This is a genomic window from bacterium, assembly GCA_016708315.1.
Lineage (GTDB): Bacteria > Zixibacteria > MSB-5A5 > CAIYYT01 > CAIYYT01 > JADJGC01.
Genome location: JADJGC010000002.1, coordinates 1 through 14,920, shown reverse-complemented (window position 1 = coordinate 14,920; position 14,920 = coordinate 1). Strand labels below are relative to the sequence as shown.

Genomic DNA, 14,920 nt, shown 5'->3' with positions numbered 1-14,920 from the left:
AGTGCGTCAACGATGATTGGCGCAACTTAACATTGCCAATTTCGTTATATTACGACATGGTATGGATATCGGATTCGTCGAACGGCTCCGGGATTCCCCTGCTTGAGAACAATTGAATTTAACATAAGGAGATGAGCATGCACAATTTCAAGAAGGCGATTGCGATGTTGATCGCGACATTGCTGCTAATCGCATCAACGGCCTTTGCCGCCACCTTGGACAAGGAAACGGCAGAATTGATTAAGAAGGCCGGTGATACAAAACAGTATCCCGATGCCAACGCCCTGCTGATTAAGCAGAACACAACTTACGAATACAATGCCGATGGCACCGGCAAGACAACCGACTATATGTTGGCGAAAGTCCTCACCGAAGCCGGTTTCAAGGACTACGGCGAAATCAAGATTCCGTTCTACAAGACGTATGACAGCATCGTCGTCAAGTCGGCTCGCGTCATCAAGCAGGACGGCTCGATTATCGAAGTACCCGCCGAGATGATGAAAGACATTTCCGACGCCTCTACCGAAGCAATGAACATCTACGAGAGCGATGCCCTCAACCGCGTCATAACTTTCAAGAATCTCGAAGTCGGCGACTGTGTTGAACTGCTTGTCGAAGACCACCTTTATCACGCACCGATGGAAGGCCAGTTCGACGGTATGGAAGTATTCCAAGTGTTCGAACCAATGATCTCCAAAGAAGTCGTGGTCATCGGCCCGAAATCACTTCCCCTGCGCCACATCACTATGAACGGCAAGGTCAAGTTCTCGGAAAAGCAAATGGGCGACAAAGTGAGATATACTTGGAGCGCCGAAAACGTCGACCGGATTATTCAAGAACCGGCGATGCCCTCTCTGACAGAAATTGCACCGACCGTGATTTTCTCAACCATCGAATCCTGGGAAACGGTCAGCAAGTGGTGGAACGAAATGGCCGGAAAGCAAATGGAACTCAATGACGCCATGCGCGCCGAGGTTTCATCCTTGACCGCCGGCAAAACTACACGCGACGAAAAAGTCGATGCCATCTACCACTTCGTCGCGCAGAAAGTCCGTTACATGGGCCTCGGCACCGGCAAGAAGAAAGGCCTCGAACCGAAACCTGTGACTGAAACCTACGAAACCAAATACGGTGTCTGCCGCGACGTTGCCGCGATGATGGTCGCGATGCTTCGCGAAGCTGATGTTCCCGCCGAAGTCGTCTTGACTAACATGGGTTCCAAAGTCGCTTACGATATCCCCTACATCGGCTTCAATCACGCTATCGTCGCGATCAAGAATGATGACGGCACTTTCACCTACGCCGATCCCACCGTCGAGAACTCCGTCGACTGGCTCCCTGCAGTGGAAGCCAAACAACAAGTTCTTGTCTGCACTCCCGAAGGCAAGCCGCTGGCTGATACGCCGCTGACTCCGGCCAAGGACAACATGGGCAAAATCAAAGCCGTTTCGAATCTGACCGGGGAAGGTGTCTTCACCTCCGAAGTGACCATCGCTACCGACGGCATTTATGACCTGGCACTCAGATCATTCGCCCGCTCAATGCCGAGCGCACAGATGTCGATGATCTGGAACTACGTGATTCAGGATGTCTATCCCGGCGCGCGCCTAACCGGCTTCTCATACACCGACCCTGAAAATCTCGAGCTTCCCTTTGAGATCAAGTTCTCCTATCAGGTCGACAAGTACCCGACCGAAGCCGGCGAGTTCGTTTTGATGAAGAGCCCGGTGTCTCGCGGTTCGTTCGAATTGATCTCCAAGTTCTTGCTGTCGTCGGCTTCCCTGCCGGAACGCAAGTACGCCTATAACCTCGGCTTCACTTTCGGCGCTTCCGAAGAAGAAACCATCACCCTTCCGGCTGGTATGAAAGTCAAGTCGATGCCCGACGCCGTTTCCGAATCCAAAGGACCGGTTGATTATCGCATGACCTACCAAAGCCAAAACTCTTCCGAGCTGGCTACGGGCGGAACTCTGGTCACTTATCAAAAAGAGATCATGATCAACGCCAAGGAAATGTCACCGGCAGAGTATGCCCAGTTCAAGGAAGTCATGAAGACTGCTTCCAAGTCGGCGCGCGGCGAACTTATCATGCAGCGTGAAGGCTCGCAAAACTAATCAGGGATTGTGGAGTTGAATGTGAACAAACGTATTTTAATCATAACAGCGTTGACGCTCTGTGTCGCAATGTTCGGTGTCGCCGGCGCTGTCACAAAGACCTTTTCCGACGCCGACATTCTGGCGTTGATCGCGCAGGCGCCGTCGCCTCAGCAATATCCGCAAGCTGGCGGCTATGTGCTGGTTAATCAACGCGCATCAACCGTCCAGTTGGATGGCAGCAGCGTGACCGATTGGCACATGGTTGTCAAGATCATGCAGGAACGCGGCAAGGAGATGTATGGCGATGTCAAGCATCTCTACAACAAGGAAGCTGATAGTGTCGTCGTCGTCAAGGCCGTGACCTATCTCGTCGATGGGACTACCAAGGAAGTCGAAAGCAAGGCGATCCACGACCTGACACCGGCTTTCCTGTCGAACGCCGCGATCTATTCCAACATCATGCAGAAGGTTATCAATTTCCCAGCACTTGCGCCAGGAGTCACGATCGAACTGAAACTGCGCACCTTCCACAAAGCCGCTGAAGAAGGCGAAGAGCATTACACTTGGGGCACCGACCTGTTTCAAGGCAACGATCCGATCGGCTTCAAGGAGATTGCCCTGACCGTTCACCCGAGTGTCAATCTCCGCTACACTTTCCAGAACGAAGGCGTCGATTACAGCAAATCCGAAGCGGATGGTATGGTCACCCACAATTGGACCACAACCAACTCACCGCAGGTGATCAGCGAACCGAGCATGCCTTCAATGACGCGTATCGCGCCTCGCTTGATCTACACCGATGCCACATCGTGGGATCAAGTCGGCAAGTGGCTCGCTGGACAATTCTATCCGCATGTGAAGACCGACGGCGATGTGCTGAAGAAAGCAACTGAGCTCACCAAAGGTGCGAAGTCACTCGACGAGAAGATCGAAAAGATCGGCCTCTATGTCATTACCGACATTCGCGGCGTCGCCGAAAACAGCCTCCCGCTCGGACTCGCCGGATACGAACCCAATGATGCCGACGTCGTCCTCGCCAACAAGTACGGCGACTGGCGCGACAAATCCGTTCTCCTGATCTCGCTATTGCGAGCGGCCGGCATCGAAGCCTATCCGCATTTTGTCAATCGCAACGGCGCGATTCTGGCGAACGAACATCCTGCGATGAAGCAGTTCGATGCTATCCTCGCTTACGTACCCTCATACAAGGGCGCACCGCTGTGGATCAATCCTTTCGGCGACATGGCGTCATTCGGCTATCTCCCCGATGCGCAAGGCACCACGGGATTCCTTGTCAAAGAAAACGCCAGCGAAATGCTCGCCGTCGTTGACCCTGCGCCCGAAACCAACGTCGCCGACTGCCGCTTCGAGATGATCGTCAAATCGAACGGCGATGTCGATGGCACCGCCGGCTGCCAGTTGTCGGGCATCTTCGACAATATGGCGCGCGCCACGCTAAAGGACGCAACACCCAAGGAACGCGAGCAGTACTTCCTCGCCACCGCCAACAGCATGGGCGAAGGCAGCCACAACAAGGAATTCAAAGTTTCGAACTTGAGCGATCTGACGTCCACGGTTCAGGTAGCACAAGACTACTCCACACCGGAGATGGGCATCGTGCAAGGCGACATGATGATCTTCCGCTTGCAGGACGTGCCGTTCGGTTTCGCGCAGATTCCTGCAAATCCGGGACAGACTGTGCGCAACTACAGCATGATGCTTGACTCAAAGATGATGCTCAAGAAAGAAGGCGTGATTCATTTGCCGCCGGGCTACCGCGCAGTTTTCGTTTCCGAGCCGTTCGCAATCGAAAACAGCTTCGGCAAGTGGAGTTCAAACTTCTCGCTCAACTCCGACTCCACCGAGGTCATTTACAGTGCTTCAGTGACATTGGTCGACAAGGAAATTGACACCGAAGAATATCCGATGTTCAAGAAAGCCTACGACGATTTCTCATCACCGAACAACACCCTGATCCTTTTGGAGAAACGTCTCCCGAACTAAGTATCCATTCCCCACTAATCCGAATAGCTCACGGCGCCGCGAACCATTTCCCGGCGCCGTTCTACTTTCACTCTACAAACTCAAACCCGTCATTCCCTGAAAGTGCCAAGTCCCCCGCCCCCCGGGGGCCGAACCCCAAACACCCAGGGACCCCCCCCCTCGATTAGAACCCGTCATTCCCGCGAAAGCGGGAATCCAGGTTCATTGCCTAAAACGTTCGGTGGGCGGCACCTTTCCTCGTCTGCCCCATCTCTGATTCCGTAAGCGCCAGCCACCCTTGCCCGCAGCCATCATTGTCTGATTTGATATGGGATGAGATGATTAGAGGGAAAAGTCGAATCAACCGTAGGGGCGCGGTTCCCTCGCCTGCTTTAATCCATCCGACACCGTCTGCAAGGTTGCGTCAGGTCTTGTCCCGGACGCCGAAAAGTCTGGAAGAAATCGACAGGTGATCGTCCGGGATGTGACCTGACGCTGTCCCGGTACAGAAGAAATTCGACCACTGGGACAGCCTCTCCTTGTCTATCTCGTTTCTGATTTCGTTTGTTCTCATTCCGTTCGCTGGAATTATGGCGTCAATTGCAATGGCATAAAGATGATTGCAACAGCACATCCTATAAACTATCATTTAATGTCCAGTTTCGGAATTATCAGCGAGCAAATGCCGCAACGGCTTTGAGAAGTGAAAACCAGCTAACGTCACAAGAGACTACAATGTGGCAGGAGTCAAAATTGGCAAGGTTGTTATTCGCACTAAGTTGGGTGATTGTGAGTGGCTTCTTTGTCGCATTGTTTTGCGCTGTGGTTTCCGATTCACTGGACTTCAAGATTTCGATGCAGAAAACAGACTACTTCGACGTGCAACCGATATTTGTCAAATGCGTCCTTAAGAACATATCTGGGCGGCTGGTGACAGTCAGAAAAATCAGCGAAATCTCACACGGCTTGGAGTTTCGTCTTGAAAGAGCCGGTTTTGGTATCATTAAACCGTTTATCACTGTCACTGATTGCGGCCAGCCTATCGTTGTCAGTCTTGCGCCAAATGACTCACTAGTGGAGTGGATCCGATTCACGGGAATATACGGTGCTCCGCTGAGAGACGGAAGTCATCTCTGGGGCTTCCAGGATGGAGAATACTCTCTGGTGGTAACTTATGAATCTGCGCACAAATCGAATGAACTAAAGTTCTCTATCATTCAGCCTTCTGGAAGTGATGCGGAAATCGCGTACTTACTTCGAACGATTGACAACATCTGGGGAATTGCATCAAATGAATCCATTTCATTCATAATTGATGACGCGCTCCGCGAGAGCACCGATGATGACTACGGAGTGTTATTACTGGAGTTGCGGGCGCAGTTGTACCGACCTAAGTTCGCAGAATTCGACGAGCGCGACCTGATCGAAGAAAAGAAATCACTCCAGATGTTACTCGATTTGTACCCGGATTCTCCGGCATGCGAAAGGACACTCTCTAGGATTATTGCATACAAAGAAAGCAATCACAGGCTTCCCATGCTTGAGCGGTTGGCTAAAGACCATGTTGGTCGGAATCTGGGGTACTTTGCAAAGCGGATGATTGTTGAGAAGCAGTATCTTAGGTACCCCGTTTTGAACTAAAAGGAAAAAACTGAAAACGCCAAATCACCTGTACCGGCGCGGTCTGCGCGCCCATATCCCTCGCCTACCCGAACACATCCTTGTTCGTATCGATGTCGTACTTCTTGATCTTCTCGAATAGTGTCGTGTAGTCGATCTTAAGAATCTCCGCCGTCTTGCGTTTGTTGCCGCGTGTCTGATTGAGGATCCGGATAATCATCCCGCGCTCCGCCTGTGTCTGCGCCATCTGGCCGACTTCCTTTAACCCCGCGCCTTCGCGAAGACGCACCTCATCAGTCGTAGCAAGACGAATCGCCAGATGCTCCGGCTTGATCTTCTTCCCTTCAGCGAGAATGATCGCGCGCTCAACCGTGTTTTCAAGTTCGCGCACATTACCGGGCCAGTGGTAGCGCTCCAAAATCGCCATCGCTTCACGCGCCAGCGACTTCTCACCCTTTTTCATCTGCCGCCAATACTTGTCCACGAAATAATTCGCCAGCGGCGCAATATCGTCGCGGCGTTCACGCAGCGGCGGAATATGTATCGGAAACACCGAGAGTCGATAGAACAAATCCTCGCGGAATTTCTTCTTGGCGATCGCTTCCTGCAAATTCACATTCGATGCCGTAATTATGCGCACATCCACCTTGAGCGGTTTGGTTCCGCCAAGGCGTTCGAAAGTCTGCTCCTGCAATACACGCAACAGTTTCGCCTGAAGCGAAAACTCCAGATCGCCGATTTCGTCGAGGAAAATCGTCCCGCCATTCGCGATTTCGAACTTGCCCATCTTGCGTGCGTGCGACGATGTAAACGCGCCCTTCTCCGAACCGAACAATTCGTTTTCGAGCAGTTCTCCCGGAATCGCCGCGCAGTTGATCGTGATGTACGGCTTCGCGTGCCGCGCCGACAGCGAATGTATCGCGCGCGCAAACAGCTCCTTACCAGTACCAGATTCGCCCGTGAGTAGCACAGTCGTATCCGATGGCGCCACCTTCTGCACCATCCGCATCACTTCGATCATGATCTCCGATGAGCCGATGATATCCGAGAATCCCAGCGATTCCGCCAGTTCTTCGCGCAGAAGATGATTCTCCGCCACCAGCCGCTGATTTTCCAGCGCCCGCTCGATAACCATGTGCAGATGACTTGTGTCAAACGGCTTTTGCAGGAAATCGAATGCGCCCCGCTTCATCGCTTCAACAGCGGTCTCGATCGTGCCATAGGCAGTCATCACGATAATCGCGCTATCGGGATCGTGCGCCTTCACGCGCGAAAGCACATCCATGCCCGAGATGTCAGGCATCTTCAGATCGGTCAGCACGACGTCGTAATGTTTCTCTTTGGTACGCGCTATGCCGGCGTCGCCGCAGTCTTCGGTTTCGACATCATAGCCTTCTGCCGAAAGCGCCGCTTTCAGCATTTCGCGCATACTGTCTTTGTCGTCTATAACAAGAATATTTGACACGAGTCTTCCCTATCTGTTAGAGCCGGGCACAGGTATTCCTCTTCAGAAAGTATCGACAGATTTAACAATGGCTTAATGCGTTGGCGGGGGAATTTGGACCGCAGAATACAGGCGTTCTACGGCTTGCAGTTACGGCACGGCGAATAGCACTCGCCCAGAAAATAGTCGCGGCTCGGGTTCGCTACCAATCGGCTTGACTCGCCCGAGGTCACCGCATTGCAGTTCGGTCGATGAAAACGCCGCGAACGCGGATTCCCATAATAAACCGATTCCGGCTGATCATGCGTCAACGACCATATCCCCACCTTTGCACGAATCGCGGCTTGCTGGGCTCGGCACAGCTCGTCAAAAACCACGGCAGACAACTGATCCTCGAAAAAGTACGCCGATGCCAGCCCATCCTCAATCAGCCGCTCATTCACGAAAATCGAGTCAGTGTACACAAACGCCAGCAACCGGCCATACTTGTCGTTCCGCTCTTTGCCGAACTCATACCGCAATTGTCCGGCATGAGACAGCAATCTCCTAAGACTTTCGGTCGCGTCAATGGCAAATGCCTGCCCTTTTTCCGGTGTGTCTATTCCCAATAGCCTGATCGTCTGCCCGTCGCCATCGACGAACGTGTCCCCGTCAAGTACATTTACCTTCGTCTTCGCCGGGCTCTCTGGCAAAGGCGAAACCGGCGCGGACTTGAAGTGTTCCTTTAGTATTATTGATACTATCAGCCCCGCGATGACAAGAAGAAGAACAAGAAGTCGGGAGATTCGGAATTTTCCGCTACGGCTCAATACTGCTCGCCTTTGAGACGATCACGAAGCATACGCATCTCTTCGGTGTCGCGGCCATATTCCTCGGCCTCCGTGAGATGGTATTGCGCCTTGGCGCGATCGGCCAGCTCGAAGAACACCTCGGCGGCTACAATATGCGCGGCCTGATGACTGGGAATCAACTTGATCGCCGCCTCAATCGCTTCCCGCGCCTTGTCCGGCTGATCGAGAATCAGATAATACTCCGCCATCACGATATCCGGCTCCGGATACCCCGGATCAAGCTCCTTCGCCTTGGCGATCAGCTGAATCAGCTTCTGATCGTTCGCATCATTCGTTTTCTGGCGTTCGAGATATGCATAACACAGCCCGATCAAATACCCCGGATCATACGGATTCTTGCGCACAGCCTTGAGGAACTCGGTCTCAGCATCGTCCACCCGGTCCTGCATCAGATAAATCCACGCCAGCGCGAAATTCACCTGCGACGAACCCGGATTATACCGGAACGCCCTGCGGATATGGTCCTCAGCGAGATCGTACTGCTGAAGCTCCTTATATGCGTAGGCTATCCCCAAATGCATCTCGAAATGTTGCGGATTCTGGTCCAACGCTTCCTCAAATGCCGGAATCGCCAGAACGTTGCTGCCCTTGGCAAGGAAGAACTCGGCGCGCTGCCGTGGATCGTTTTCGACCTCCATCGTCAGATGCAGAAGCGACAGCACTTCCCGGTCGCCCGGCATGATCTCCAGTGCCTGGTGAAAACTCTTGCGCGCAAGATCAAATTCGCCTGTCTCGATACAGCACAGACCAACTCCCGTCAGCGATCTATAAGCGTATTTCTCGTCTTCGGTGAAGTCATACTTTATGGCTTGCTCGAAGTGTTCAATCGCTTCCTTGAAGTAACTCATCGACATCAGCACCGTCCCCATCTCGGTCTGGTACTTCGCCGATTCAGGGAAATCCCTCAGCGAGTTCTCCAGCTCCGTCCGCGAGGACTTCAGCCGGCCCGAACGCTGATATACTAATGAGCGGTGATAATGCGCTTCCGGCGCCAGCGGGTATTCCCACCCGACATAAGCCTCAGCCGGATGGCGGCGGATGTAATTGTTGTATTCTTCGGAAGAGTTAAACATCCGCGTCTTGGCAACGCGGCGGCGCAGGATATTAGACACAGAGCGGCTGCTGGAGATAATGCGATCGGTCTCCTTTAAGACCGTATCGTAATCGCCGGCTTCAAGAGCATCGTTTATGGTATTAAACGGCGCCTCGGGTCCTGTTACTCGCCGAATCTTGCCGATCAGCGAGTCAAGCATCTGCCTGATCTGTTCGATCATACGGAGAGCAATGTAGTCGGCAATGCCGAAACGTCAAGGCTAAAACTGGATTGTTATTATTAATACTAATCGCTTTCCCCACCAATCTCCAGCCCCATCACTCTTTCTTCCCCGCGCTTAAGGCTTTAATCCCTTGATAATCAACACCGATCAACCTTTCCTGCAGTTTCCCGCAATTTCCCGCACCATTCCACACCCACCAATCCACACCCAAGATTCTTCGCCATCCCCATCGATTAGTATTATTAATAATATCCTTCCTCTCTCCATCCTCCCCGTCTTCTCTTGCCATGATTCCACAATCAACCTGCCGTCAATTACATCAGCATGCCGCTATCCGGCCCCGCTAAATCTCCCGATCCTGCAACGCCGCCACCGCAAAAACACTGCATTTCCCATGGTTCCCCGGCTCCAATCCTCCCGCATTCTTGTTCACCCCTTTCCGCTCCACACCACTTCAATCCCGATCCTTCCACTCCTCTCATCCCCATTCAACCCCATTACTATATTCTATCCGCGCCCATCCCTTCACTTCACCCAACAAACCCCCCTCCCGGCCTGTGGGGCGTGGTCCCCACGCCCGCCTTCTCCCTCTCCATGGGTCCCTGGGTAGGGGCACGGCGGTCCCGCTCGTGGTCCCCCGCCGCCTTCTCCCTCTCCCCGTGGGAGAGGGTCGGGGTGAGGGCATTGCACTGGGCAGCGGTGAAGGCTTGCGCGAGGGCCACAATAAATGCCCTTGACCGCGATCTGCCAGTGGCATTCGTTAATTCCCCTCTAAAAAGAGGGGTGGCTTGTCCCGACTTGTCGGGACAAGCCGGGGTGTGTTTCGCCCAAAACCCGCCCTTCAACAGCCATGTTATAACTTTGCCCCACAACATATTACCTCACCTTCGTTAATCCCTCACACCAACGCCCACACTGGATCATGGCCCCGCTGATCCCGCCCTTCCCCGTAGGGGGGTGGTTCCCACGCCCGCCTTCTCCCTCTCCCCCATGGAGAGAGGGGTGAGGGCTTGGGAGAGCGCGGTGGTGAGGGCTTTTGTTGCTGCTGCGGTTAGTCCAAACATTTAACCCCTTGTTCCACAAAAAATTCTTGACTTTTCAACCACATCACGTACATTGTCCCCGGTTGGTTGAACGTTGTAATGTACCCACCGTACATTATTCTTAGCATCTCAAGCACTTTTCAGGTTAACATTACGTTAACGCACAAGCCTCAATTTTCCTGACGTATGTCACTTTGCTAACGGTTTTTCCTGTTTACTTCAAAACTGTAAGCCTAATGGCGCGTCTGCTCCAAAACTCCTTTATCACCAAATCTCATCTCGTTACTTGTCGTTAATTACTAACTGTCTTCGTTACGAGACACATGTTTGAGGAGGTGAAATCGCCTAGGGCGGTTCACAGTAGATAAAGAGAAATTGACTATTTTCGTGTACGACCCGTTTTCGGGGATAACTAAAGTAGTTGGACATTACGTCGAACTAAACTAAGTGGTTAACCCCAGACTCCAAAATTAGGAATCATTGGATCAATGTAGTTGGCCGTAGCCCGAGGCCCTAGACAAGCAAGGGCTAACGTCGACTCAAGAATCTACCGATGATTGCACCAGACTACATGATCTGTTGCAGCTCGGGGGAAAACATCTGTTGGCGCTTCGGTAAGTTCGCTTCCCGAGGGCAACTACATAACACAAACGTATTTTCCTAACTTTGTAAGGAGGAAGTACATGTTCAAAAAACTTTTGGTAGTCGTACTTGCTTTGACTTTCCTAGTTAGTCTCTGCAGTGTGGCTCTGGCTACCAAAGATCCGAACGAATTTAAGCGTGGCACGCATGTCGTCGGTACACCGGGTGCGGGTAGAACACTCTACAATCCGCAGCCGATTCATCCGCCGACAGCCGTTTATACCGGCACGCAGCCGCAATACATTCCGGATCCGCAGCCGCTTGTGCGCTCCAGGCTGCTACTTGCACCGTTCAGTCGCAGTACGGCACGATCAACTTTTATTTATGGGTCAGCTGGCTTTGGCCAGGCGGTTCGTTGGGATAATGGGTACGGAGAGTTTGCACGCTTAAGACCGTCAGCCTGGTAATTTATCTGGCCTCGAGCACCCCTTTGGTGCCTCGGCTGGCGTTACTGGTTATGTATGGGCTGATGACGGTTCGGGTCTTCCTGGTGCTGTAATTTCTTCGGTTAACATTCCGCATGCGTCGGTAGTGTGTTATCCGAGCACGACCGATTTCAATCCTAACGTCGTCATTGATGGCGGAGCTTTACCATACCGGTTTCATTCCGAACAGCGCGACCGATACTTATGCCGGTTTGATGGATAACGGCCCGGGCGGAGCTAACGCTTCGACCAGCTTGTATTCGGGCGTGCTTGGTGGTTTGGTAACGGTGGTGTTTTCTCTGGCGGTGACCTCAACTTGGGTAAGAGATATCGAAACTTGCTGCTACTCTCTTGGCGGCGGTGGCGATTGCGGCACCCAAGCTTGGTATTGCACCCCGACCTATCGTTGGCCTGGATTCACTCCGGCTCAGCGTTTCACTTCAGAAGGCCAGTGCACGCTTAAAACCGTCGTATTTGCCATCTCGTCCTTTGGCGCTGCCGGCTATACCGGTGGTGTGAACCTTCGCGTCTATTCTGACGCGGCTGGTCTCCCTGGCGCAGTTCTTGGCTCGCTCTTTGTACCGCATGCCAGCATTGTGCTCAGCGGCTATACCGTTGTTGACGTTTCCTCATTGGGCTTGGTTTTCTCGGCCAATGAAGACTATCATGTTGGTTACGTCCGCGTCGTCCCGGCTGAAGATTATCAGCCTCTGGGTGACGAAGGCGAAGTTCCGGCTCTCTGTCCGGAAGGTGGAGTTCTTCGTGGATCAGCGTCGCTTGACGGTGGTCTTACCTGGGACTACATGGCCAATCTCGATCCGGGTTACGACGATAACTGGGTAATGGAAGTTGATGTTTGCTGCGCTATCATTGATAACGCTTGCGACAACCTCAACTACGCCGGTACCCCGACCTATTACTGGCCGGAGCCGGATGCTTACGGTGACACGTATCGTAACCAGAGATTCACGAACGTTGAATACTGCTCACTGAAGACCGTTAATCTTGGCTTCGACGGTACCGGTTCGATCGGTGCTCCGGGCGCCCAGGTTAACATTTGGAATTCAGACGGCACGTACCCGACGTCCGTAATCACCTCGTACCTTATTAATCCGGTTGTGGACTTCTTCCCGGTCTTCACGTCAATCGATGTGACTCCGGCGAACTTGATCCTTGCCGGTGACTATCATGTTGGCTATACCACGATTCTGAATAACCCGGGCGACGTGCTTGCCATCCTTTCGGATGACGGCAACTCAGGCTCAGGCAGATCAGTGGAATTCTATCTTGGCCAGTGGTGGCTGATGGCTAACAGCTGGGGTGTTGATGTTGACTTCTTGATCAACGTCGACCGCTGCTGCTTGCCTCCGGGCTATTGCCCCGTCACCTGTTCGGCTACCGATGAATGGCCGACCTTTGCGCATGACTACGGTCGTACCGGTCAGTCAGAGCTCACGCTCGGCGACCTTTGCGGTATCGTAAATGCGTGGACCTTTGTTGGTAATTCAGCAAGCAACTTCTCAAGCCCGGTCATCGCGAATGACCTTGTACTCTGTGCGCACGACGACCGCATTCAAGCTGTCAACCTGCTCACTGGTGTGCTGGTTTGGGATACCAAGGTGCTTCCTGGTTATGCTACTGCAATCAATACCGGTCTGCGTTCGCAGATCACCATTGACGGCGGTGCTTTCTATATCGGTACTGGTGGCCTTAGAGGATTCCTCAAGGGCGACCTTGCTACCGGTGCTTTGATTTGGGTCCGTGGTCTTGGCGTTGGAAACCCGCTTCCGGGCGTTCCGGGCCTTGTCACCTACGGTGGTAATATCATCCGCGGCAACGAAGTTTACTTCGGCGACGCGAACGGCCAAATCTACTCGTTGAACGCTACAACGGGTGCCAACAACTACTCGGCTCAGCTGTTGACTTCCAACGCCCTGAAGGGTGCCATTGTCGGCGCTCCGTCAACGGATGGAAATCAATTGTTCGTCCCGATCGCTGCGAACCTTGCCAATGCCACAACCGGTATTGGTGGAATTCATTCGGTAACCCCGGGTGTTTCCTTCACACCTAACTGGTACTTTGAGAGCCCGAATGTCCCGACGTTGCACGAAGGCTTCGCTTCAGCGCCTGCCGTCCGTTGCGACAATCTGTTCATTCAGGCTTCTTTTGCCTTTGGAAACAGCGGCGACTTCACTGGCTATCGCCAGAACCTGAATCCCGCCACTGGCGTTCCGAACTGGGCGCATTACTTCCTGACCGGTGCGAACCTGTTCGGTGGTAATACCTCAGTTACCGGCAACACGGCGTACTTCTCCAGCGTCACCAACGGCTTCAACACCGCGACCACAAGCGTTCGCGGCGTCCGCGCTGTCAGCTTTGCTAACAGCACCGTATGGCTCAATGGTGGTACTGCCTCCCTTGCCGACAACAACGTATTCCAGTCAACCGCCGTTACCTGCGATCCTTACGTAGTGTATGGCGCTTATAGCCTCAATGATGGTATTGGTCACTGGATTATTGCCGACGGCAATACCGGCGCCAAGCTCATTGACTATTCGTTTGACGCCGGTATCCCGAATGGTACTGCCATCGCGACCGGTTCAGACGGTTTTGACTACTTGGTAGTTTCCACCCGTTGGGAACTTCTGACGACCAATGGTGGTCTGTTTGCTTTCAAGAACGGCGGTCCTCGTCCGCGTCTCTCAGTTCCTGAAGCTGTTGTTGCATTCACCGGTACAAACACCGCGGAATCCTCACCGGTACAGAGAACCGATCTTGACGCCGTCGTGAACGTCGGTTGCGCCACTCTCAATGTGACCGCAACGCTTGAAGCCGGCGATCCGCCAGCTGCTCGTATCAGCTCAGTTAATCCGGCTCTTGCCAAGCAAGCCAACTTCCTGGCGAACAATCTTGTCGACTACACTGTCGAGGAGATGATGGGTCGTCAGCCAGCTACGGCTAACTTCAAGGGCGCGGCTCTTAATGTCGAAATGGATGCTGAAGGCGAAGTCCTCGCTGTCACCAGAAATGCCGACATCAAGGTTGCCAAAGCCAATTCTGCTGCTTTGGCTCAGCCGACCTGGGTTGATTGGGTAAGTCCGTTCTCCGTTGGCGCCACTGTTAACTTTGGCGTCGCCGCCGGACTTGGTCAGTCGTTTACATTCCAGTTCGATCGCTCGGGAATGAACTTCCTGGCTCCGAACAATTTCTTTGTGGAAATCGACTCGGATGATCCTGATTTCAATCTTCAGGATCCGCTTGCATCACCGCAAACCGTTATCGAATACCAGATCCCGTACGAATACTGTGCGAAAGACACAGGCCGTATGGCATTTGGAACGGCCGGTGGCGAGTGGTACACCAACTACGGTCGCTTGGCTGACGGCGCTGTTGCCTTCGAGTTCACTCTCGATGGTACCAGTGACGGCTCTATGCCTTACAGCGGCGGTATGTGGTTCATGACCTCCATGGACGATGCAGCTTGGAACCCGGATGCCAGCAGCGTTCCTGCCGGCTTTGGCTTCCTGTTCCCGTTCTAT

General features: G+C 53.1%; 8 protein-coding genes. 5 read left to right on the top strand and 3 right to left on the bottom strand.

Annotated elements, in window-relative coordinates; genetic code table 11:
• Positions 1-137 precede the first annotated feature (137 nt).
• From IPH59_00165 to IPH59_00155, 3 genes are all read left to right on the top strand, one after another.
• Positions 138-2,114, top strand: a complete 1,977-nt coding sequence (locus tag IPH59_00165; GenBank protein MBK7090134.1) for a DUF3857 and transglutaminase domain-containing protein — start codon at positions 138-140, stop codon at positions 2,112-2,114.
• Between the two features lie 21 nt (positions 2,115-2,135).
• Positions 2,136-4,100 carry a DUF3857 and transglutaminase domain-containing protein gene (locus IPH59_00160; protein MBK7090133.1) on the top strand — a complete coding sequence of 655 codons (1,965 nt, stop codon included), beginning with the start codon at positions 2,136-2,138 and terminating at the stop codon, positions 4,098-4,100.
• A gap of 732 nt (positions 4,101-4,832) precedes the next feature.
• Positions 4,833-5,720 (top strand): hypothetical protein, encoded by an 888-nt coding sequence (locus IPH59_00155; GenBank protein ID MBK7090132.1) that lies wholly within the window; start codon positions 4,833-4,835, stop codon positions 5,718-5,720.
• Between the two features lie 64 nt (positions 5,721-5,784).
• Here IPH59_00155 and IPH59_00150 read toward each other — a convergent pair whose 3' ends face one another.
• The 3 genes from IPH59_00150 to IPH59_00140 all read right to left on the bottom strand — a co-directional run bounded on the left by IPH59_00150 (position 5,785) and on the right by IPH59_00140 (position 9,268).
• On the bottom strand, positions 5,785-7,164 hold the full coding sequence (locus tag IPH59_00150; protein MBK7090131.1) for a sigma-54-dependent Fis family transcriptional regulator: 1,380 nt from the start codon (positions 7,162-7,164) through the stop codon (positions 5,785-5,787).
• 116 nt (positions 7,165-7,280) lie between these two features.
• Positions 7,281-7,952: a thermonuclease family protein gene (locus IPH59_00145; protein ID MBK7090130.1), complete on the bottom strand. Its 672-nt coding sequence runs from the start codon at positions 7,950-7,952 to the stop codon at positions 7,281-7,283.
• Positions 7,949-9,268, bottom strand: a complete 1,320-nt coding sequence (locus IPH59_00140) for a tetratricopeptide repeat protein (protein MBK7090129.1) — start codon at positions 9,266-9,268, stop codon at positions 7,949-7,951. Before IPH59_00140 ends, IPH59_00145 begins: the two co-directional genes overlap by 4 nt.
• A gap of 1,729 nt (positions 9,269-10,997) precedes the next feature.
• On the opposite strand from IPH59_00140, the gene IPH59_00135 reads away from it, so the two are divergent.
• Positions 10,998-11,363, top strand: a complete 366-nt coding sequence (locus IPH59_00135) for a hypothetical protein (GenBank protein ID MBK7090128.1) — start codon at positions 10,998-11,000, stop codon at positions 11,361-11,363.
• A 170-nt stretch (positions 11,364-11,533) separates the two neighbouring features.
• On the top strand, positions 11,534-14,920 hold a 3,387-nt coding region (locus tag IPH59_00130; protein ID MBK7090127.1), incomplete at its 3' end, for a PQQ-like beta-propeller repeat protein.